The sequence below is a fragment of the Sphingomonas sp. SORGH_AS_0950 genome, from assembly GCF_030818415.1.
In the GTDB taxonomy this organism is placed as follows: domain Bacteria; phylum Pseudomonadota; class Alphaproteobacteria; order Sphingomonadales; family Sphingomonadaceae; genus Sphingomonas.
On sequence record NZ_JAUTAE010000001.1, the window covers coordinates 1,284,090 to 1,305,233 of the forward strand.

Annotated in this window: 13 protein-coding genes; 12 read left to right on the forward strand and 1 reads right to left on the reverse strand. The window is 69.0% G+C overall.

Features of this window, described 5'->3' with window-relative positions; all coding sequences use genetic code 11:
* The first annotated feature begins 67 nt into the window (after nt 1–67).
* The 12 genes from QE385_RS05415 to QE385_RS05470 all read left to right on the forward strand — a co-directional run bounded on the left by QE385_RS05415 (nt 68) and on the right by QE385_RS05470 (nt 18,838).
* Nucleotides 68–2,653 carry a glycoside hydrolase family 2 protein gene (locus QE385_RS05415; protein WP_307099794.1) on the forward strand — a complete coding sequence of 862 codons (2,586 nt, stop codon included), beginning with the start codon at nt 68–70 and terminating at the stop codon, nt 2,651–2,653.
* The gene (locus QE385_RS05420; RefSeq protein WP_307099796.1) at nt 2,650–5,172 is read left to right on the forward strand and encodes a glycoside hydrolase family 3 N-terminal domain-containing protein; all 2,523 of its coding nucleotides are present in this window, start codon (nt 2,650–2,652) and stop codon (nt 5,170–5,172) included. Before QE385_RS05415 ends, QE385_RS05420 begins: the two co-directional genes overlap by 4 nt.
* Nucleotides 5,169–6,602, forward strand: a complete 1,434-nt coding sequence (locus QE385_RS05425) for a glycoside hydrolase family 125 protein (protein ID WP_307099798.1) — start codon at nt 5,169–5,171, stop codon at nt 6,600–6,602. Before QE385_RS05420 ends, QE385_RS05425 begins: the two co-directional genes overlap by 4 nt.
* Complete coding sequence (locus QE385_RS05430; protein ID WP_307099800.1) at nt 6,599–8,911, forward strand: GH92 family glycosyl hydrolase; 2,313 nt, start codon at nt 6,599–6,601, stop codon at nt 8,909–8,911. The genes QE385_RS05425 and QE385_RS05430 overlap by 4 nt, the downstream gene beginning before the upstream one ends.
* A gap of 23 nt (nt 8,912–8,934) precedes the next feature.
* Nucleotides 8,935–10,845: an alpha-L-fucosidase gene (locus QE385_RS05435; RefSeq protein WP_307099802.1), complete on the forward strand. Its 1,911-nt coding sequence runs from the start codon at nt 8,935–8,937 to the stop codon at nt 10,843–10,845.
* Between the two features lie 126 nt (nt 10,846–10,971).
* The gene (locus tag QE385_RS05440) at nt 10,972–11,736 is read left to right on the forward strand and encodes an SDR family NAD(P)-dependent oxidoreductase (RefSeq protein WP_307099805.1); all 765 of its coding nucleotides are present in this window, start codon (nt 10,972–10,974) and stop codon (nt 11,734–11,736) included.
* 135 nt (nt 11,737–11,871) lie between these two features.
* Nucleotides 11,872–13,887 carry an HAD-IIB family hydrolase gene (locus QE385_RS05445; protein WP_307099807.1) on the forward strand — a complete coding sequence of 672 codons (2,016 nt, stop codon included), beginning with the start codon at nt 11,872–11,874 and terminating at the stop codon, nt 13,885–13,887.
* Nucleotides 13,887–15,029 (forward strand): glycosyltransferase, encoded by a 1,143-nt coding sequence (locus QE385_RS05450; protein WP_373424709.1) that lies wholly within the window; start codon nt 13,887–13,889, stop codon nt 15,027–15,029. The genes QE385_RS05445 and QE385_RS05450 overlap by 1 nt, the downstream gene beginning before the upstream one ends.
* On the forward strand, nt 15,026–15,940 hold the full coding sequence (locus tag QE385_RS05455; RefSeq protein WP_307099811.1) for a galactosyltransferase-related protein: 915 nt from the start codon (nt 15,026–15,028) through the stop codon (nt 15,938–15,940). Before QE385_RS05450 ends, QE385_RS05455 begins: the two co-directional genes overlap by 4 nt.
* The gene (locus QE385_RS05460; RefSeq protein ID WP_307099813.1) at nt 15,937–17,013 is read left to right on the forward strand and encodes a glycosyltransferase; all 1,077 of its coding nucleotides are present in this window, start codon (nt 15,937–15,939) and stop codon (nt 17,011–17,013) included. The genes QE385_RS05455 and QE385_RS05460 overlap by 4 nt, the downstream gene beginning before the upstream one ends.
* Nucleotides 17,010–17,933, forward strand: coding sequence for a polysaccharide pyruvyl transferase family protein (locus QE385_RS05465; protein WP_307099816.1), 924 nt, complete (start codon nt 17,010–17,012; stop codon nt 17,931–17,933). Before QE385_RS05460 ends, QE385_RS05465 begins: the two co-directional genes overlap by 4 nt.
* Complete coding sequence (locus tag QE385_RS05470) at nt 17,930–18,838, forward strand: glycosyltransferase family 2 protein (protein ID WP_307099820.1); 909 nt, start codon at nt 17,930–17,932, stop codon at nt 18,836–18,838. Before QE385_RS05465 ends, QE385_RS05470 begins: the two co-directional genes overlap by 4 nt.
* On the opposite strand, the gene QE385_RS05475 is transcribed toward QE385_RS05470, so the two are convergent.
* Nucleotides 18,795–21,137 carry a TonB-dependent receptor gene (locus QE385_RS05475; RefSeq protein ID WP_307099822.1) on the reverse strand — a complete coding sequence of 781 codons (2,343 nt, stop codon included), beginning with the start codon at nt 21,135–21,137 and terminating at the stop codon, nt 18,795–18,797. The genes QE385_RS05470 and QE385_RS05475 overlap by 44 nt on opposite strands.
* Nucleotides 21,138–21,144 lie beyond the last annotated feature (7 nt).

Consider the following 21,144-nt stretch of genomic DNA (forward strand, 5'->3'; position numbering starts at 1 on the left):
TTGGTTCCATGTCCTTTGCCGTGCGGGGCTTGGTCCGCGCACCGATGCAGCTTCCGGGGAAATCGTCTTGAAACATCGTCTCGGCCTGATCCTGGCCGCGCTCGCCTTGCCCTTCCCCGCGCTCGCCGCGCCCAAGACGGTGGCGACGCTCGACCGCTGGCAGGTGCGGATCGATCCCAAAGACGCCGATGCCGCGCGCGCGCATCCGCAGGCGGCGAACTGGCTCGCCGCCACCGTGCCGGGCAGCGTGCAGCAGGACCTGATCGCCGCGAAGATCGTGCCCGATCCCTATAAGGGCGCGAACGAGGCCCCCATCCAGTGGGCGGGCCTGACCGGCTGGCAATATCGCACCACGCTGGACGTCACGTCCGAGATGCTGCGCCGCGATCATCTGGACCTGGTGTTCGACGGGCTCGACACCTTCGCGACCGTCACGGTCAACGGCCAGCCGCTCCTGTCGGCCGACAATGCGCATCGCCGCTGGCGGGCGGACGCCAAGCCGCTGCTGAAGGCGGGCGCGAACGAGGTGGTGGTCAGCTTCGCCTCGCCGATCAGGACGCTCCAGCCGATGGTGCTGGCCGAGAAGAACCCGCTGCCCGGCGAATATGACTCCCCCTATGGCGACGAGCCCAAGGGCAAGCAGACCTCGCCCTATATCCGCAAGCCGAAATACCAATATGGCTGGGACTGGGCGCCGCGCATCGTCGATATCGGCATCTGGCGCTCGGTCCGGCTGGAGGCGTGGGACGCCGCGCGGATCGACAATCTAAGGATCGAGCAGGAGGCGCTGACCGATGCCGAGGCGCGCATCCTCGCCCGCGCCTCGGTGGTGGCCGACCGCGCGCAGACCGGCCGGATGGACGTGACCGTCACCGGCCCCGACGGCCGCCGCATCCGCGTTCGCCGCGACGTGGCGCTCCAGCCGGGCGAGAATGACGTGGTCGTCCCCGTCTCGATCGCCCGGCCGCAACGCTGGCAGCCGATCGGCTTCGGCGCGCATCCGCTCTATACCGTCAATGCCACGCTGGCGGGGGCTGATGCGGTCGAGAAGCGCACCGGCCTGCGCACCGTCGAGCTGGTCCGTGAAGGTGGCAGCTTCGGCCTGAAGATCAACGGCAACGTCATCTTCGCCAAGGGCAGCAACGTCATCCCCTTCGATGCCTTCCCCGCCCGCGTCGCCGCCGCAACCGAGCGCGCCATGCTGGAAAAGGCGGTCAAGGCGAACATGAACATGGTCCGCATCTGGGGCGGCGGCTATTATCCCGAGGACAGCTTCTACGACGCCGCCGACGCGCTGGGCCTGATGGTCTGGCAGGATTTCATGTTCGGCGGCAGCGTGACGCCCCCCGACGCCAAGTTCCGCGAAAATGTCCGCATCGAGGCCGAGGAACAGGTCGCCCGGCTCCAGTCGCACCCCTCGCTGGTCATCTGGGCGGGCAATAACGAGGTGCTGTCGGGCTGGGAAAACTGGTCGGACCGCAAGGCGTTCAAGAAGGCGGTCGGCCCGGACGAGCAGGAACGGATCGGCACCGGCATGGCGGTGCTGTTCGACCGCGTGCTGCGCGATGCCGTCATCAGGAATTCGCCCGGCATCCCCTATTGGCCCGGCTCGCCCTCGACCGATTATGAGGGGCCGACCGACACCGACAAGGACGGCGACCGCCATTTCTGGGACGTCTGGTCGGGCTCCAAGCCGGTCGAGCGTTACACCGACAGCTGCCCGCGCTTCATGTCGGAATATGGCTTCCAGGCGTTCCCCGACCTGTCGACCATCGCGACCTTCGCCTCGCCCGAAGACTTCCGCATCGACAGCCCGGTGATGAAGGCGCACCAGAAGTTCCTGGCGGGCGAAGGCAATGACCGCATCACCTTCTACCTCAAGCAGAATCTGCGCGACCCGCGCGATTTCGCCGATCTGGTCTATCTGAGCCAGGCGATGCAGGCGCGCGCCATCGGCCTGGCGGCGCGGCATCACCGGGCCTGCCGTCCGGTGACGCTGGGCTCGCTCTACTGGCAGCTCAACGACAGCTGGCCCGCGATCAGCTGGTCGAGCATCGACTGGACCGGGCATGACAAGATGCTCCAGCACGAGGCGCGCCGCTTCTTCGCGCCCCAGACCATCGTGGCGGAGACCAGGCCCGGCGCGACCCGGATCGCGCTGGTGTCCGACGCCACGGCGCCCAAGCCGCTCGGCTGGCGCGTCACCGGCTATGCCATGGATGGCCGCAAGCTGGGCTCGCAATCGGGCAGCGTGACCATGGCCCCCGCCTCGGCCAGCGATGTCGCGACGATCCCCGATGCGGCGATCTTCGCCGGTGCCGCGCCCGAGAGCAGCTATGCCGTCGCCGAACTGTTCGACGGGGACAAGGTGATCGCCCGCCAGATCGTCGAGCGGAAGGTGCCGCGCGACATGGCCTATCCGGCGCCGGGCATCACCGCACGCTGGGCGGGCAAGCAGCTGACGCTGACCACGCGCCATCTCGCGCGGCAGGTACAGGTCAATTTCGGCACCACCGCCGCCGAGCCGTCCGACGATGGCTTCGACCTGTTGCCCGGCGAGAGCATCACGCTCACCATCCAGAGCGACGCGGACGCGGCCACCCTGGCGCGCGAGCTGAACATCTATACCCTCGGTCCGAAGGACGCCCAGTGATCCCGTTCCTCCTCCTCGCCGCCGCCGGTCAGGCCGCCGCCCCAGCCCCCGCCCTTCCTCCCGCCGCGCAGTCGCTGTCCGTCGAACGCAAGGCGGCGCAGCTGGTCAACGAGGCCCCGGCCGAACCCGCGCTCGGCCTGCCCGCCTTCGACTGGTGGAGCGAGGGGCTGCACGGCATCGCGCGCAACGGTCCGGCGACCGTCTTTCCGCAGGCGATGGGCATGGCCGCCACCTGGGACCCCGCGCTGATCCAGAAGGTCGGCGATGTCGTCGCGGTCGAGGCGCGGGCGAAGTTCAACACCAAGCCGCTGAACGCCGATCGCGGCCTGTTCGAAGGGCTGACCATCTGGTCGCCCAACATCAACATCTTCCGCGATCCGCGCTGGGGCCGGGGCCAGGAAACCTATGGCGAGGACCCGTTCCTCACCAGCCGGATCGGCATCGCCTTCGTGCGCGGCCTCCAGGGCCCCGACCTGAAGCATCCCAAGGTCATCGCGACGGTCAAGCATCTCGCGGTCCATTCGGGCCCCGAGGGCGGGCGCGACAGCTTCGACGTGATGGTGTCCCCGCGCGATCTGGAGGCGACCTACCTGCCCGCCTTCCGCGCGACGGTGACGGAGGGCAAGGCGCTGTCGCTGATGTGCGCCTATAACGCGATCCACGGCACCCCGGTCTGCGCCAATCCGATGCTGCTGACCCAGCGGCTGCGAACCGACTGGGGCTTCAACGGGCTCGTCGTGTCGGACTGCGACGCGGTCGGCAATATCTGGATGTTCCACCATGCCCAGCCCGACGCGCCCGCGGCGGCGGCGGCGGCGCTGCGCGCAGGGACCGACCTGAATTGCGGCAACACCTATCGTGCGCTGCCCGAGGCGCTGAAGCGCGGGCTGATTACCGAAAGCGAGATCGACACCGCGCTCGCCCGCGCGCTGGCGGTGCGGCGGATGCTGACGGTCGATTCGCCGTGGAACGCGATCAAGCCCAGCCAGCTCGGCACCCCCGCGCATCGTGCGCTGGCGCTGGAGACGGCGCGCAAGGGCATCATCCTGCTCGACAATCCGGGCGACCTGCTGCCGCTCAAGGGCAAGCGGCTGGCGGTGTTCGGGGCCAATGCCGACGATCTGGGCGTGCTGGAGGGCAATTATCACGGGTCGGCGATCGATCCGGTGACGCCGCTGGAGGGAATTCGCCGCAAGTTCGGCCGCGACATCCGCTATGCGCAAGGGTCGGTGCTGGCCGAGGGGGCGTTCGTCAACGTGCCCGAAACCGCCTTGTCGGCGAACGGCAAGCCGGGTCTGGCCGTGGAGACGATGGGCGCGAACGGCCAGTGGAGCGCCGCCGGTCAGGATTCCCGCATCGACTTCAACTATACCAAGACCGCTCCCTTCCGCCGCCGCTGGACCGGCACGCTGACCCCGCCGGGGCCGGGCCAGTACAAGCTCCAGCTCAACGGCCCCGCCTGCTGGCACGCCTGCCCGCCGCATGATCCGGTCAAGCTGTGGATCGACGACCGGCTGGTCATCGACGGCGTGATCGGGGCCAAGGGCCTGGAGACCATGATCGACGGCACCGCGCCCCGGCGCATCCGGGTCGAGATCGACCATAAGGGCGGCGACGAGGGCTTCCGCCTGCAATGGCTGCCCCCCGCCGAGGCGCTTCAGGCCGAGGCGCTGAAGGTCGCCGGGACCGCCGACGTGCTGGTCGCGGTCATCGGCCTGTCGCCCGATCTGGAGGGCGAGGCGCTGGGCGTCTCGGTCCCCGGCTTTGCGGGCGGCGACCGCACCGAGATCGTCCTGCCCGAGCCGCAGCGCAACCTGCTTGCCGCGCTCCAGGCGACCGGCAAGCCCGTCGTCGCGGTCATCGTCTCGGGATCGGCCGTCTCGCTGGGCGACATCAAGCCCGCCGCCACGCTGGCGGCCTTCTATCCGGGCACCGAGGGCGGCACCGCGCTGGCCGAGATCCTGGCGGGCGACGTGAACCCGTCGGGCCGCCTGCCGGTCACCGTCTATCGCTCGACCGCCGACCTGCCCGCCTTTGCCGATTACGGGATGAAGGAGCGGACCTATCGCTACTTCACCGGCACCCCCGCCTGGGGCTTCGGCCATGGCCTGAGCTATACCCGGTTCGACTATGGCCAGCCGACCGTCACCGCCAGCGTCGCGGCGGGCCAGCCGGTCGAGGTCGCGGTGCAGCTGCGCAATGTCGGCCAGCGCAGCGGCGAAGAGGTGGCGCAGGCCTATCTCGTCCCGCCCGCCACCGACGAGAAGCTCGTCCTGACCGATCCCGTGCTCCAGCGGCAACTGGTCGGCTTCACCCGCATTCCGCTCAAGCCCGGCCAGGCGGGCACGGCGCGCTTCACCATCGACCCGCGCCTGATGAGCCAGGTGTGGCGCGACGGCAGCCGCCGCATCCTGCCGGGCACGTACAAGCTGTATATCGGCGGCGGTCAGCCGGGTGACGGCGCGGGCCAGTGGACCCAGTTCACCGTGACCGGCGCGGCGCAGGACCTGCCGAAATGACCCCGAACCGTCGCGAACTGATCGCGGGGGCCGCCGCCCTCGCCGCCACCTCCGCCGCCCCCGCTTTCGCCGCTACGCCCGGCTTCGTCAGCAAGCGCCCCCCGGTCGCCGAGCGCCGCTTCGTATCGAAGGCGGTCGAGGCGGAGATCACCCGCATCTCAAAGATGATCGCCGATCCCGAACTCCGCTGGATGTTCAGGAACTGCTATCCCAACACGCTCGACACCACCGTGCTGTCGCTGGGCGAGGTGAACGGCAAGCCGGACGCCTTCGTCATCACCGGCGACATTCCCTGCCTGTGGCTGCGGGACTCGGCGGCGCAGCTGCGGCCCTATCTGCATCTGGTGAAGCGCGATCCCGCGCTCGGGCGGCTGTTCCGCGGGCTGATCGGGCGGCAGGCGCGGTCGATCCTGATCGACCCCTATGCCAATGCCTTCATGCAGGACCCGAACGCCAGGACGAACCTGAGCTGGGCGCTGAAGGACGATACCGAGATGAAGCCGGGCGTCGCCGAGCGGAAGTGGGAGATCGACTCGCTCTGCTACGCGATCCGGCTGGCATATGGCTATTGGCGCGAGACGGGCGACACCACGCCGTTCGACGCAGAGTGGAAGGCCTCGGCGCGGTCGATCGTGAAGACCTTTCGCGAGCAGCAGCGTAAAGACGGCCTGGGCCCCTATCGCTTCCGCCGTTCCGCGCCCGAGCCGACCGAGACGCTCTATCGCGGCTATGGCCTGCCGACCCGTCCCAACGGCATGATCCATTCGGGCTTCCGCCCTTCGGACGATGCGTGCCTGTACGAACAGTTCGTGCCCGCCAATCTGTTCGCGATGACGACGCTGCGCGAACTCGCCGCGCTGTCGAACGCGGTCGGCGAGCTCGCACTGGCGCAGGATGCGACCACGCTGGCCGCCGAGGTCGAGGCCGCGCTCCGGCAGCATGGCACCATGACGCTGCCCAACGGGCAGCGGGTCTGGGCCTATGAGGTCGATGGCTATGGCAATGCCGTCTTCATGGACGATGCCAATGTCCCCTCGCTCTCGGGCCTCGCCTATCTCGGCTGCGTCGATCCGGCCGATCCGCTGTGGCAACGGACGCTCGCGGCATGCTGGAGCACGGACAATCCCTGGTATTTCGAGGGCTCCGCGATCAGCGGCATCGGCGGCCCGCATACCGGGCCGGGCCAGGTCTGGCCAATGTCGGTCATCACCCGTGCGCTGACCTCGACCAATCCGGCCTTGCTGCGCGACAGCCTGGCGATGATTCGCCGATCGCACGGCCATACCGGCTTCATTCACGAAGGGGTCGATATCAACGATCCCACCAAGTTCACGCGCGACTGGTTCGCCTGGGCCAATGGCCTGTTCGGCGAGCTGATCGTCCATGTCGCGGCCACCCGGCCCGAAGTTTTGCGGGAGACGTTCGCATGATTTTGACCCGCCGCTCGCTCCTCGCCGGGACCGCGCTCGCCTCCTTGCCGCTCGATACGCTGGCCGCCCGCGTCGACACCCCGCCCGTTCTGCCGAACCTGTTCATCGGGACGGGCGGCGACGGCCATACCTATCCGGGTGCGGTCCTGCCCTTCGGCATGGTGCAGCTGAGCCCCGACACCGATGTCGAGCGTTGGGACACCTGCTCGGGCTATCACCACGGTGACAGCTCGATCATGGGGTTCAGCCACACCCATTTGTCGGGCACCGGGATCGGCGACATGCTGGACGTGCTGGTCGTGCCGACGCGCGGCGAGCTGAAGCTGGTGCCGGGGCCGCTGTCGGACCCCGATGCGGGCTATCGCCAGCGTTATTCGGACGAACAGGCGCAAGCCGGTTATTACCGCGTGAAGCTGGAGTCCGGCGTGCTCGCCGAGCTGACCGTGACGGAGCGGACCGGCTGGCACCGCTATACCTATCCCAAGGGGCCGGGCCATGTCCTGGTCGACCTTTCGCACCTCGTCCTCGACAAGAGCGACGAGAAGCCGCTGATCACCGATGCCGAGATCACCGTCGAGCCCGACGGCACGATCACCGGCACGCGCCGCGTGTTCCGCTGGGCCAAGGGGCGGCGCATCTTCTTTGCGATGCAGCTGTCGAAGAAGCCCAGCCGCATCCAGCTTTACGGCGATGGCGACGCGCCCGCGAACGGTACCGCCGTCAAGGGCAACCGCCTGAAGGCCGCCTTGTTCTTCGACGAACTGGGAGATGCGCCGCTCCTCATCCGGTGCGGCATCTCGGCGGTCGATGTGGCCGGGGCCAAGGCGAACCTGGCGGCCGAGGCCGACCACTGGGATTTCGAGCGCACCCGCAAGGCCGCCGTGGCGCGCTGGTGGGAGAAGAATTCCGGCATTCATGTCGAAGGCGGCACCAGCGACCAGCAGGTCATCATGGCCTCCGCCAATTACCACACGCTGATCGCGCCCACGCTCTTTTCCGACGTGGACGGCCGCTATGTCGGGCTGGACGGGCAGGTCCATACCCTGCCCGCCGGGCAGTCCGCCTATAGCACCTACTCCACCTGGGACACGTACCGCGCGCTGCACCCCTGGCTGATCCTGACTCAGCCCGCCCAGGCCAAGAAGCTGATCGACGACGTCATCCGCCAGACGCAGCAGAGCGCCTATGGCCCGCCGGTCTGGACGCTGCAGGGCAAGGAGACGGGAATCATGATCGGTTGGCACGGCACGCCGATCATGGCCGAGGCGATGGTGAAGGGCATTCCCGCCGACTATGCCGCCGCCTGGCCCGGCATCGCCAAGCGCAGCTTCGACTTCGCGGCGCCCGACATGGACAATAGCAAGGGCCGCGACCTGTACGATGCCAAGGGCTATGTCCCCGCCGACATCTGGTGGGAAAGCGTCAGCCGGACGCAGGAATATGCCTATGACGACTGGGCCGCGTCGCATATCGCGCGGCATGCGGGCAAGACCGCCGAGGCCCAGCGGCTGCTCAAGCGTTCGGGCAACTGGCGCAACGTCATCGACGGCTCGATCGGCTTTGCCCGCCCGCGCTTCAACGACGGCAGCTGGTGGAAGGATTACGACCCCATCCAGCTCGGCCATATGCCCAAGCCCTGGTGGCGCGACTATACCGAGGCCAATGGCTGGCAGGCGACGTTCCTGAATCAGCATGACGTGTACGGCCTGATCCGCCACATGGGCGGAGATGCAAAGTTCGAGGCCAAGCTGGACGGCCTGTTCAACGCGCCCTCGACCCTGCCCAAGAATGCGCCGCCCGATATTTCGGGTCTGGTCGGCCAATATGCCCATGGCAACGAGCCCGACCAGCACGCGGCCTACCTGTACGCCTATGTCGGCGCGCCGTGGAAGACGCAGGCGATGGTTCGCCGCCTGCTGACCGAGATGTACAAGAACGCGCCCGACGGCATCATCGGCAATGACGATTGCGGCCAGATGAGCGCGTGGTTCCTGTTCTCGGCGCTCGGCTTCTATCCGGTCGATCCGGTCAGCGGCGCCTATGTCCTGGGCAGTCCGCTGTTCGAGCGGGTGCGGCTGTCGCTGGGCGGGACCAGGACGCTGACCGTCGAGGCGAAGGGCAATCGCCCCGACACGCCCTATGTCCAGTCGGTGACCTGGAACGGCCGCCCCTGGACGAAGAGCTGGATCGACCATGCCACCCTGTCGAAGGGCGGCACCCTGTCCTTCACCATGGGCGCGCGGCCGAACCGCGCCTTCGGCCGCGATCCGAAGGACCGGCCGCCGTCCTTCGACCACAAGCCCGCCTGATCCCTCCCGGAGATACGTTGAAGATGATCGATTTCTCCCGCCGCGCCGTCCTTGCCTCCGGCCTGGTCGCGTCCGCCACGCCCGCTTTTGCCAAGGCGCGGGCCGGTGCGCCCGCCCCCTACGGCGCGGTCCCCTCGGCGCGTCAGTGGCGCTGGCACCAGCGCGAGCAATATGCCTTCGTCCACTTCGCCATGAATACCTTCACCGACAAGGAATGGGGTTACGGCGACGAAGACCCCAAGATGTTCAACCCGTCCGACTTCAGCGCGGACCAGATCGTCGCGGCGGCCAAGGCGGGGAACCTCAAGGGCATCATCCTGACGGCCAAGCATCATGACGGCTTCTGCCTGTGGCCGACCAGGCTGACCGAGCATTGCATCCGCAATTCGCCCTACAAGGACGGCAAGGGCGATATCGTCCGCGAGATGTCGGATGCGTGCAAGCGCGGCGGGATCGCGTTCGGCATCTATCTCTCGCCCTGGGACCGCAACCGCGCCGATTATGGCACCCCCGCCTATATCGACTATTATCGCAAGCAGGTGGTCGAGCTCTGCACCGGTTATGGGGAGCTGTTCGAATTCTGGTTCGACGGCGCGAATGGCGGCGACGGCTATTATGGCGGCGCGCGCGAGACGCGGCAGATCGATGCCCCCAAATATTACAACTGGCCCTCGATCATCGCGCTGGTCCATCAATATCAGCCCATGGCGTGCACCTTCGACCCGCTGGGCGCGGACATTCGCTGGGTCGGCAATGAGGACGGCATCGCGGGCGATCCCTGCTGGCCGACCATGCCCGACCATCCCTATGTCCAGTCGGAGGGCAATTCGGGCGTGCGCGGCGGCGCGCTGTGGTGGCCCGCCGAGACCAACACCTCGATCCGGCCCGGCTGGTTCTATCACGCCGACGAGGATTCCAAGGTCCGATCGCCTGAGAATCTCGTCGGCTATTTCGACACCTCGGTCGCGCGCGGCACCAATATGAACCTGAACCTGCCGCCCGACCGGCGCGGCCGCATTCCCGATCAGGACGTGAAAATCCTGAAGAGCTTCGGCGATGCGATCCGCGCCAGCTTCGCGACCGACCTCGCGCAAGGGTCGGTGGCGAGCGCCAGCCATGTGCGCGGCAAGGGGTTCGAGGCGGCCCGCGTCCTCGACGGCGACCGCGAGACCTATTGGTCGGCCCCCGATGGCGTGACCACGCCCAGCCTGACGCTCGACCTGCCGCCCGGCCGCAGCTTCGACCTGATCCGCATCCGCGAATATCTGCCGCTCGGCGTGCGGGTCACGCGCTTCGCAGTCGATGCCGAGGTGAACGGCCAGTGGCAGCAGCTTGCCGAGCATGAGTGCATCAGCGCGCAGCGGATCATCCGCCTGCCCGCCCCGATCACCGCCAAGCGGGTCCGCCTGCGCATCGTCGACGCGCCGGTCTGCCCGGCGATCAGCGAGGTGTCGCTGTTCCGAAGCGTCGCGCCGGTCCCCGTCCCCGCCATCGTGTCGAGCGATCCCACGGTGCTGGCGACCACCGACTGGACGATCGTCTCGGCAAGTGCGCCGGGCGCGGAGAAGCTGCTCGACAATGACGCCAAGACCATCTGGATCCAGCCCGCGCCGACGCCGGGCAAGCCCGCCAGCGTCACCGTCGACATGGGCCAGGTCCGCGATGTGGCGGGCTTCAGCCTGACGCCGTCGCGCCAGGTGATGGTCGATGCCGCCCCGCCGCGCGGCTATGTCGCGGAGACGAGCGTCGACGGCAAGAACTGGACTCCGGCGGGTTCGGGCGAATTCTCCAACATCGCCTATGCGCTTTCCACCCAGCGCCTGCCCTTCACCAGCGTCCGGCCGGTCCGCTATCTGCGGCTGAGCTTCGCCGAAATGTCCAAGCCCGCCGCCAATCTGGCGATTGCGGGGATCGGCGCCTTCACCAAGCGCTGAGCCTCCCTGCGCCCCGTCGCGGCCGGACCGTCCGGCGCGGCGGGGCGTCCTCCTGTCCCGTCATACGGAACAGTGCGGGGTCCGGGCGGTTGAGCCGGGCCTGAGCACAGGACAGGAGATGCCGCCATGGCCCGTTTCGACGGCAAGATCGTGATCGTCACCGGCGCGGCCTCGGGCATCGGCGAAGGCGCCGCGCGCCGCTTCGCGCAAGAGGGTGCGACCCTCGTCCTCGGCGACACGGACCAGGACGGCCTGGCGACGTTGACCGAGGCGCTGGCCCCCGCAACCGTCGCGACGCGGCCGACCGACGTGTCCAGAATGGCCGATTGCGAGGCGCTGGTCGCGCTGGCGATCGAGCGGTTCGGGCGGGTCGACATCCTGGTCAGCAACGCCGGGATCGATCATCTCGGCAAGCTCGACGAGGGCGATTTCTCGGCCTTCACCAAGGTCATCGAAACCGACCTGTACGGCGTCGTCCAGATGGCGCGCGCCGCGATCGCGCCCTTGCGCGCGGCGAAGGGGTGCATCATCAACATGTCCTCCGTCTCCGGTCTGGGCGGCGACTGGAACCACAGCTTCTATTGCGCCGCCAAGGGGGCGGTCACCAACTTCACCCGCGCGCTGGCGATGGACGAGGCGGCGAACGGCGTGCGCGTCAACGCGGTCAATCCGTCGCTGACCTACACCGCGCTGACCGAGGGGATGAAGGAACAGCCCGAGCTGATCGCCAAGTTCGAGGCGCGCATTCCGATGGGCCGAGGGGCCGAACCCGACGATATTGCCGGGGCCATCGCCTTTCTGGCCAGCGAGGATGCCCGATTCATTACCGGCATCAACCTGCCCGTGGATGGCGGCCTGAGCGCTTCCAATGGCCAGCCACCGCTCGGCTGACGACCATAATATAGATATATATCAAGATCGGCACCGGGCCGCATCGCCCTGTGAAAATTAGCTTATGTTTCCATCATCGTTCTGGGAGCCAAACAAAATATCCGACGTTGTCCCTCTATAACGAAAGGGGCGAGCTTGATCATTGTTCATCTGGCGCTTGGCGGGTGCCTGAAATCGCCACCTGTCCATTATGGTATCACCGCCGATACGGGCGGCCATATTGCCTATATTCTTGATGCCGCCGCCGCGCAGGCCGACAATATTGATACGCATCAAGTTTCGATCGTCACCCGGCTGTTCGAGGGCGAAGGTCTGGCCGTCGAGCATGGCCTGTCGAGCGAACGCCTGTCGCCCCGCCTGACCATCGACCGGATCGCGACCGCCAATCGCGGCTATCTGGAAAAGGAAGCGCTGGCCGAAGACTTGTCCGCCTTTACCGAGGCATTCTGCGCGCACCTGGCGCGGCTGCCCCGGCTTCCCGACGTCATCCATGCGCATTTCTCCGACGCCGCCGCCGTCGCGGCCGAGGCTCGCCGCCGCTTCGCCATTCCCTTCGTCTATACCCCGCACGCGCTGGGCATCGACAAGCAGACGCATCAGGGCTCCTGCCCCGCGCTCGATGCCCGTATCGCCGCCGAGCGGACCGCGATCGCCGGGGCAGATGCGATCATCGTGTCGACCCGCGACGAGGCCGATCGGCAGGTCCATGCCTATGACACGCCCGTCTCGGGGCGCATCCACTGCATCCCGCCCGGCGTGCCCAGCCGCGACCCGCGGCCATCGTCGCAGCCGTCGCTGGCCGCGCGGCTGGACCAGTGGCTCGACGATCCGGCCAAGCCGATCGTGCTCGCCATCGCCCGGCCGGTCGCCAAGAAGAACCTCGCCGCGCTGGCCCGCGCCTATGCCGCCTCTCCCAAGCTCCAGCGCGCGGCCAATCTGGTCATCCTGGCCGGGCAGCATGACGGCCCCGGCTCGGCCGAGGAACGCGCGGTCCTCGCGGAGTTGCAGGCGCTGGTCGAGGCACCCGGCTTGCGCGGTCATGTCGCGCTGCCGCCCGCGCATGACGGACATGATGTCGCCGCGCTGTACGACCGCGCCGCGCAAGGGGGCGTCTTCGTCAATCCCGCGCTGCACGAACCCTTCGGGCTGACCCTGATCGAGGCCGCCGCCGCCGGCGTGCCGGTGGTCGCGACCCGGCATGGGGGCCCCAGCGAGATCGTCGCCCATCTGGGCCATGGCCTGCTGGTCGATCCGCGTGACGAGGCGGCCATCGCCGAAACCTGCCTGTCGATCATCGCCAACCCCGAACGCCATGCCGCGATGAGCCGCGCGGGACGCGAGGGCGCGGCGCGCTATGACTGGGGCCGCTATGCGGCGGAGTCGGTCGCGCTCTATGCCCGCCTGCCGCGCGCGCCGGGGCTGCTCGCCAGCGACATCGATCACACGCTGACCGGCTGTCCGGCGGGGGCACACGGCTTTGCCCAGTGGCGACAGGGCAGCGACCTGCCCTTCGTCGTCGCCACGGGGCGCTCCTTCGCGATGGCGCGGATGATCCTGTCGCAATGGGGCCTGCCCGAACCCGACGCCTTCATCACCGATGTCGGCACCCGCATCATGCTGAAGGGGCAGCGCGGGTGGCAGGAATGCCCGGTCTATGCCGCGCGGCTGGACGAGGGGTGGAACCGCAAGGCGGTGGCGACCGCGCTCAAGCCGCTGCGCCTGCGCCCGCAACCGCGCGACACGGCGGGGCCGCACAAGATCAGCTTCTTCGGCACCGCCGAGGATGCCGCGCGGGTCCGCGCCGTCCTGTCCGAACAGGGGCTGGCCGCCAAGGTCGTCTATTCGCACGGACGGCTGATCGACGTGCTGGCACCGCTGGGCGGCAAGGCGGCGGCGGTCGCGGCCTATGCGCGGCGACTGGACCTGCCGGTCGGCGCCTGCATCGCGGCGGGCGACAGCGGCAACGATGTCGACATGCTGGAGGCGTGCGGCCATGCCATCGTCGTCGGCAATGCCAGCGACGAGCTGGACGGGCTGGCCCCGCGCGACGGGCTGCTGCGCGTCGCCGGGCATCACGCCAATGGCGTGCTGGAAGGGCTGGAGCGACTGGGGCTGACCGAGCCGATGCTGATGCGTGCGAGCGCGGCGTGATGCGGCCCTTCGGTTATTTCGTCCATCATCAGGGGCGCGGCCATGCCGAACGCTGCGCCGCCATCCTGAACGCACTGCCACCCGAACGTCCGGTCACGATCTTCTGCGCGCGCGACGACATCTTCCCGCCGCTCCCCCCGCAGGTCGAGCTGATCGTCATCCCCTCGCTGTTCGAGCCGACGGGGGCCGAGGCGGGCACGATGGATGCGGTCCCGACGCCCGAGACGCTGCATTGCGCGCCGCTCGGCTGGCCGGGAATCCGCCATGCCATGGCGGTGATCGCGGGCTGGTTCGACCGCGCCGACCCCGCGCTGATGATCTGCGACGTGTCGGCGGAGATCGCGCAGCTCTCGCGCATCTGCTCGGTGCCGCATGTGAAGATCCTCCAGCATGGCGACCGGGGCGATGCGGGGCACCGCGCGGCCTATGACGGCGCGGCGGGGCTGCTGGCGGCGTTCGACGAGGCGCTGGCCCAGCCCGAATGGGACGACGCGATGCTGGCCAAGACCTGTTTCGCGGGTGGCCTGGGCGTCGACACCCGCGTGCCCGAGCGCGAACTGGCGCGCCAGCGGATCGGCGTCGGCGCGGAGGAGGAGGTCATCCTCGTCCTCTCCGGCGGCGGCGGCGGCGGCTTCGCGCAGGCCCCGCTGGGCGTCGGCGCGCGCAGCCGTCCGGGCGCGCGCTGGATCACCATCGGCCCGGTCGTGCGCGACTGGCACGCGACAGAGCCCGGCAATATCGAGCATCGCGGCTGGGTCGACAATCCGGCCGACCATGTCGCCGCAGCCGACTTGGTCATCGCCTCGACCGGCAACACCACCTGCCAGCAGATCCTGGCCGCTGCCCGCCCCTGGCTCGCCATTCCCGAATGGCGCTATTTCGACGAGCAGCATCGGAAGGCCGAGGCGCTGGCGGCGGCGGGGGCGGCATGCGTCCGCCCGCATCTGCCCTCCTCGGCCCAGGCCTGGACCGCGGCGCTGGCCGAGACGCGCGCCACCCACCGCCCCGCGCTCCAGCGCGCGATGATCGCCGACACGCCCGCCCAGGACGCCGCCGACTGGCTGGAAGCGCTCGCCGCGCGGCTCTGGCCGGTCGAACTCCACCCCTCCTCCACCCCCACCCCCAGCGGAGCCCATTCATGATCTCGGTCGTCACGCTTGCCGGGGGCCGCCCCGATCATCTCCGCAATGTCGTCCTCGGCCTCAGCCGCCAGACGACCATGCCAGCCGAACTGATCGTCGCGGTCATCCAGGACGCGCCCTATGACTTACCGGATGCGCCCTTTCCCATTCGCCAGATGATGGTGTCGGGTCCGCACCTGCCGCTCGCCTCCGCGCGCAACGCGGCGGCCAAGGCATGCGTCGGCGACAAGATCGTCTTCCTCGATATGGACTGCATTCCGACGCCCGAGCTGCTGGCCGATTACGACCGCTGCCTCGATGAGATGGATGGGCTGTTGATGGGCGAGGTGATGTATCTGCCCGGCGGCGCGACTGAGGGCGACTGGCGCTATAAGGACTTCGCGACGGTGGCGGTCCGCCACTCCGACCGGCGAGGGCCCCCGCCCGAGGGGATCGAGCGCTGCGCCGATTATCGGTGCTTCTGGTCACTCAACTTCGCGATGCGCCGCGCGACCTTCCTCGCGACCGGCGGCTTCGACGAACGCTATGCGGGCTATGGCGGCGAGGACACCGATTTCGGCAAGGTGGTGGACAAGGCGGGCGTCCCGATCGCCTGGATCAAGGGCGGGCTCGCCTATCACCAATATCATCCGCACCACATGCCGCCGGTCCACCATATCGACAGCGTGGTGCGCAATGCCGAGCTGTTCGAGGCGAAATGGGGCTATCGCACCATGGGGCACTGGCTGCACGCCTTTCGCCTGATGGGGCTGATCGACGACACGCCCGGCCGCCCGATCCGCATCCTGCGCCGTCCCGACAAGGACGACCTCGCCCTGACCGGGCAGCAGAGCCACCAGCCCTATGCCAATACCGCCAGCGTCATCCGCCTGCTGGAGGAGCGCGCCGCCGGGTCCCGCGTCGCGGCATGAGGATCGCGCTGCTCGCCCATGTCCGCCAGCCGATCCGCCAACCCTTTCTCGGCGGCATGGAGGCGCATGGCTGGTATCTGGCGGAGGGGCTGGCGGCCCGCGGGCATGAGGTGGTGCTGTTCGCCAGCGGCGACAGCGACCCGCGCTTCACGCTCGATCCGGTGCTGCCCGTCCATTACGAGGCGGTGTTCCCCTGGGCCGAGCATCGCGGCAAGCCCGAGCTGATCGCGCATGTCGATGCCGGTTACGCCGCTGCCTGCGACCGGATCGCGCGCGGCGGGTTCGACGTGGTGCACAATAACAGCCTGCACCGCTTCCCGCTGGAGCCGCGCCGCACCGCCGCAACGCCGACCGTGACCTCGCTGCACGTGCCGCCCTATGACGCGCTCCATTATTTCGTCACCGCCAGCCCAGGCCCGACCCACAGGCTGACCGTCACTTCAGCGCGCCAGCTCGCCGCCTGGTGGCCGCAGGGGGCACCGCCCGAAGCCTCGGTCCTGCACAACGCCATCGATCCCGCCGCCTGGCCCTTCGTGGCGCAGGGCAATGGCGAGGCGGTGTGGTGCGGCCGGATCACCCCCAATAAGGGCCCGCATCTGGCCGCGCTCGCCGCGCGTAAGGCGGGCATCCCCCTCACCCTGTTCGGCGCCATCGAAGACCCGGATTATTGGGGGGCGGCGGTCGAGCCCCTGCTCGGCGACGGCATCCGCTATGGCGGGCATCTCGACGGCCCCGCGCTGGCGCGGGAAATCGGGCGGGCCTCGGTCTTCCTCTTCACCCCCTGTTGGGACGAGCCCTTCGGCCTGGTCGCCATCGAGGCCATGGCCTGCGGCCTGCCCGTCGCCGCCTTTGACGAAGGCGCGGCGGCCGAAGTCGTCGGCGAGGCGGGGTGCCTGGCCCCGGCGGGCGATGTGGAGGCGCTCGCCCGCGCGATCGACACGGCCAGGGCCATTCCGCGCACGGTCGCCCGCCACCGGGTCGAGACCCATTTCGCCCGCGACCGCTGGCTCGATCGGTGCGAGGCGCTCTATGCGGAGGTCTGCGCCGGCGCGCGCGTGACGCGCGCCGCATGAGCGAGGACGTCATCGCCCGGCAGCAGGCGGCGTTGCGCGACCTGTACCGCCACCATGTCGCGCCCGGCGAGCCCTATGCGCTGGTCGACTTTCCCGACCATCCCAATGTCGGCGACAGCGCGATCTGGCTGGGCGAGATCGCCATGCTCCATGCGGTCGGCGCGGGCGATCCGGCCTATAGGTCGCACTGGGACGATTTCGATGCGGCCGCCTTCGTCGCGGCCTGCCCGATCGGGCCGATCCTGATCCATGGCGGCGGCAATCTGGGCGATATCTGGCCGCACCATCAGCATTTCCGCGAAAGCCTGATCCGCGATTTTCCCGATCGCCGCATCGTCCAGCTGCCCCAGTCGATCCATTTCCGCGATCCCGCCCATCGCGACCGTTTCGCCGCGCTGGTCGCCGGGCATGGCGACTTCCATCTTCATGTCCGCGATGCCGCCAGCCTGGAACTGGCGCGGCGGCATTTCGACTGTCCGGTCGCATTGTCCCCCGACTCCGCCTTCGGGCTCGGACCGCTGCCGCGCCCCCGCACGCCCGACTGCCATAGCCTGATGCTGTTGCGGACCGATGCCGAACGCGCCGCGCGGGACGACCGGCTGTTGCGGCAAAGCCCGGATGCGGTGGCGCTGGACTGGCTGGACGAGACGCCCCCGACCGAGGCCGACTTCACCGCACGGGCGCGGGCGCGGGTGGAGCGCGGGCTCCGCCTGTTGTCGCGCGGGGAGCAGGTCGTCACCGACCGGCTGCACGGTCATATCCTGGCGCTGCTCCTCGGGCTGCCGCATGTCGTGCTCGACAATGACTATGGCAAGGTCGCCGCCTATATCGGCGCATGGACCCATGGTTCGCCGCTGGTTCGTCAGGCCGCCACCCCGGACGAGGCGATGGCGCTGATCGGCGCGGCGATGATGGCATGATCGACGTCAGCCTGCTGATCTGCACGCGCAATCGCCGCGACAGCCTGTCCGCCACGCTCGCCTCGATCGCGAGGGCAGCGGGGCCCGCGCGGCTGGAGGTGATCGTGGTCGACAACGGGTCCACCGACGACAGCGCCGCGATGGTCCGGCACTGGGTCGCCGAACAGGCTTTTGCGGTCCGACTGCTGGTCGAACCCCGCGCCGGGCTCGCGCGGGCGCGCAACGTCGCGATGGCGGCCGCGCGGGGGCGGATCATCGCGATGACCGATGACGACTGCGTGCTTCATGCCGACTATTTCCGGCGGCTGGCCGACGCCTTTGCGCGCCATCCCGGCCCGGTCATCATCGGCGGGCGTATCCTGCTGGGCGATCCGTCCGACCTGCCGGTCACGGTCAAGCTGGAGGACCATCCGATGATCGCGGGCCGCGATGCCTTTCCCGGCGGCTTCGTGATGGGCGCCAACCTGGCCTTCACCGCAGACATCCGCGAGAAGGTCGGCGCGTTCGACGAGCGGTTCGGCGCGGGCGCCCCCTTTCGCGCGGCCGAGGATACCGATTTCCTGTTCCGCGCGCTGGGGCGGGATATTCCGGTGCTGTACGATCCCGGTTTCGTCGTGGACCATCATCACGGCCGGAAAGCCGCGCACGAGGTGGTCGCGCTGCTGGCGGGCTATGGCTATGGCGACGGGGCGCTGTACGCCAAACATCTGTGGCGGGATGCCCGGATCGCCCGCACGATCCGCGACGACCTGCGCAACCTGGCGACGCGGTTCGCCGGGCCCGTCCCGCAGATCCGACATTTCCACGCCTTTCGCCTGCGCCATATCCTCGCAGGCTTTGCCCGCTATGGCCGCGAGGCGATCAGAAGTCGGCGCTCAGGCGCAACCCCATCGTCTGCGGCCTGACCGGGGTCGAGACATTGTGCCGCCCGAGCAGGATCGGGTTGCCAAAGGCGAAGCGGTTGCCGCGCTCGTCGAGCAGATTGTCGACCGTCAGCGCCAGCGCATAGCGACCATGGCGCGCGGTCAGCCCGGCATCGACGACGCCATATCCCCCCTGCCGCACGTCGAGCATGTCGCCCACCCCCAGCACGGAGGGACCGACAAAGGCCGCATCGACCCGCCCCGACAGCATCAGCTCCGGCGCCACCCGCAGGTCGCGGATCACCCCCAGCCGCGCCGATATGCTGGGCGTTTCCGGCAGCCGCCGGTTGCGCGCCCGGCTGAGCATCGCGGTCGATCCCGTCACCCGGTTGTCGGTCAGGAACAGGGCGGCGTTGATATGCCAGTCCTGTTGCGGCACCCAGTCGGCCCAGCCCTCCAGCGCGTCGATCCGTGCATCGCCGATATTGCTGGTCGCGGGCTGGCCGCCGCGCCCCAACAGATCGGCCTGGATCGATCGCCAATTGGCGCGCGACACGCTGACCGAGGCGGACAGGCCGGTATCGCCGCGTCGGAGATGGCGCAGGCCCAGCTCGACCATCGCGATCGAATCGGGGTCGAAATTGGCGACCCGCCCGACCCCCGCCGCCACGGCCAGACCGCCGGTGCGGAAACCCGATTGATAGCGGCCGAACAGGGTCCAGTCGCCGCCCGGCTGCCAGGTGAAGCCCAGGGTCGGATCGACACGCGCGGTCGACCGCCCCCGGACATATTGGCCGTTGCGCGGCGTGATCGACGGCTCGCCATCGACCCGCGCAAGGGTGACGCGCCCGCCCAGCGTCACCCAGAGCGCCCGTGTCACCGGATGTGTCGCCTCGCCGAAGATCGCGCCGCTGCGGGTGACGTTGGTCACGCCGATCACCGGCCGCACACCCTGGCGAATGGTCAGCGAGCGCCCCATCACCGACTGGTCCGACACCAGGTTGATGCCGACCACCCAGGATCCCCCGCCGGGCAGGCGCCGCGACAAACGGCTTTCGTGCGAGAACAGTGCCTTGTCGCTCGACAGCTGATAGGATTCGACCGCCCCCACCGCGCTGGCGTCGAAATTTTCGAACGACGCGCCGTCCACCAGCCCGGTGGCGGAGACGAATTGCAGCCCGCTCGCCCAATCCTTCGACAGGAGGATACGGCCGAAGCTCATGTCGCTCCAGGACGGTTGCGGAATCGCGGCACGCGTGACCAGCGAGTCCTCGTGCGTCACATATTGCGCGTCGCGCGCGACGATCGACTGGGCGCCGCCGCCCAGCTCCACCCGCCAGCCGTCGCCGGGGGCCAGGCGCAGCGTCGCGCGGCCGCCATTGGTCAGCACCCGGTTGATGTCGGTCCGTTTCGTGCGGCTATTGTCGATATAGCCGCCCGTCACCCCGCGATAGCCGACGACGCGCAGTCCCAGCGTCTGCGGGATCGCCACCAGATTGGCGACCAGGGCCATATCCGCACTGGGTGCGCCATGCGCGGTCAGGGCACCGCCGATCTCGACATGCCCGCCGTCGCGATCGAGCGACACCGGGTTGGAGGTCAGCCGGATGATGCCGCCGATCGCCCCCGACCCGTGCAGCGCGCCTTGCGGCCCCTCGGCGACCTCGACCGTGCCGATGTCATAGAGTTTCAGCCCCGGATCGGGCCCGGCAAAGGCGATCTGGACATCGTCCAGATACAGGCTGGCGGTCGACTCGGTCGCGCCGTTGAAGCTGCTGTCGGCAATGCCCCGGATGAACAGCTTGTTGCGCCCCGGCCCCAGCGCGGTCGTCTGGAGGATCGGGGTCTGCGCCGCCACGTCGCTGAGGTTGATCGAGCCGGCGGGCAGGGTGACACCGCGCCCGACCACCGAGACGCTGCCCGGATAGCGGGCCAGCGCCGTGCCCTGTTTGCTGGCGGTGACGATGATGTCCTGTCCGTTGGTCGCGGGGGGAGGGACGGGTTTGGGATGCGCGATCTTCGCCGGTCGCGGGATACGTGGCGCCCCGACGATCCGGAAACTGGTCGGATCGATCGCCACCGCGCGATAGCCGGTGCCCCGCAACAGCCGGTCGAGCGCGCGGGCGGGGGTGGCGGTGAGATGGAGCGTCGCGGTGCGGACGCGGTTCAGCCGGTCATCGGTCGCGACGATCGTGATCCCGGCCTGTCGCGCCAGTTCGCGCAGCGCGAAATCCAGCGTCGCGGGAGCCAGCACGATCCGGCGCGGGGCGGTCGTCGCACCGCCATAGTCCTGCGGCTGAGCGCGGGCGGCGGCGGGCATGGCAAGGGCCGCCAGGGCCATCAGGCCA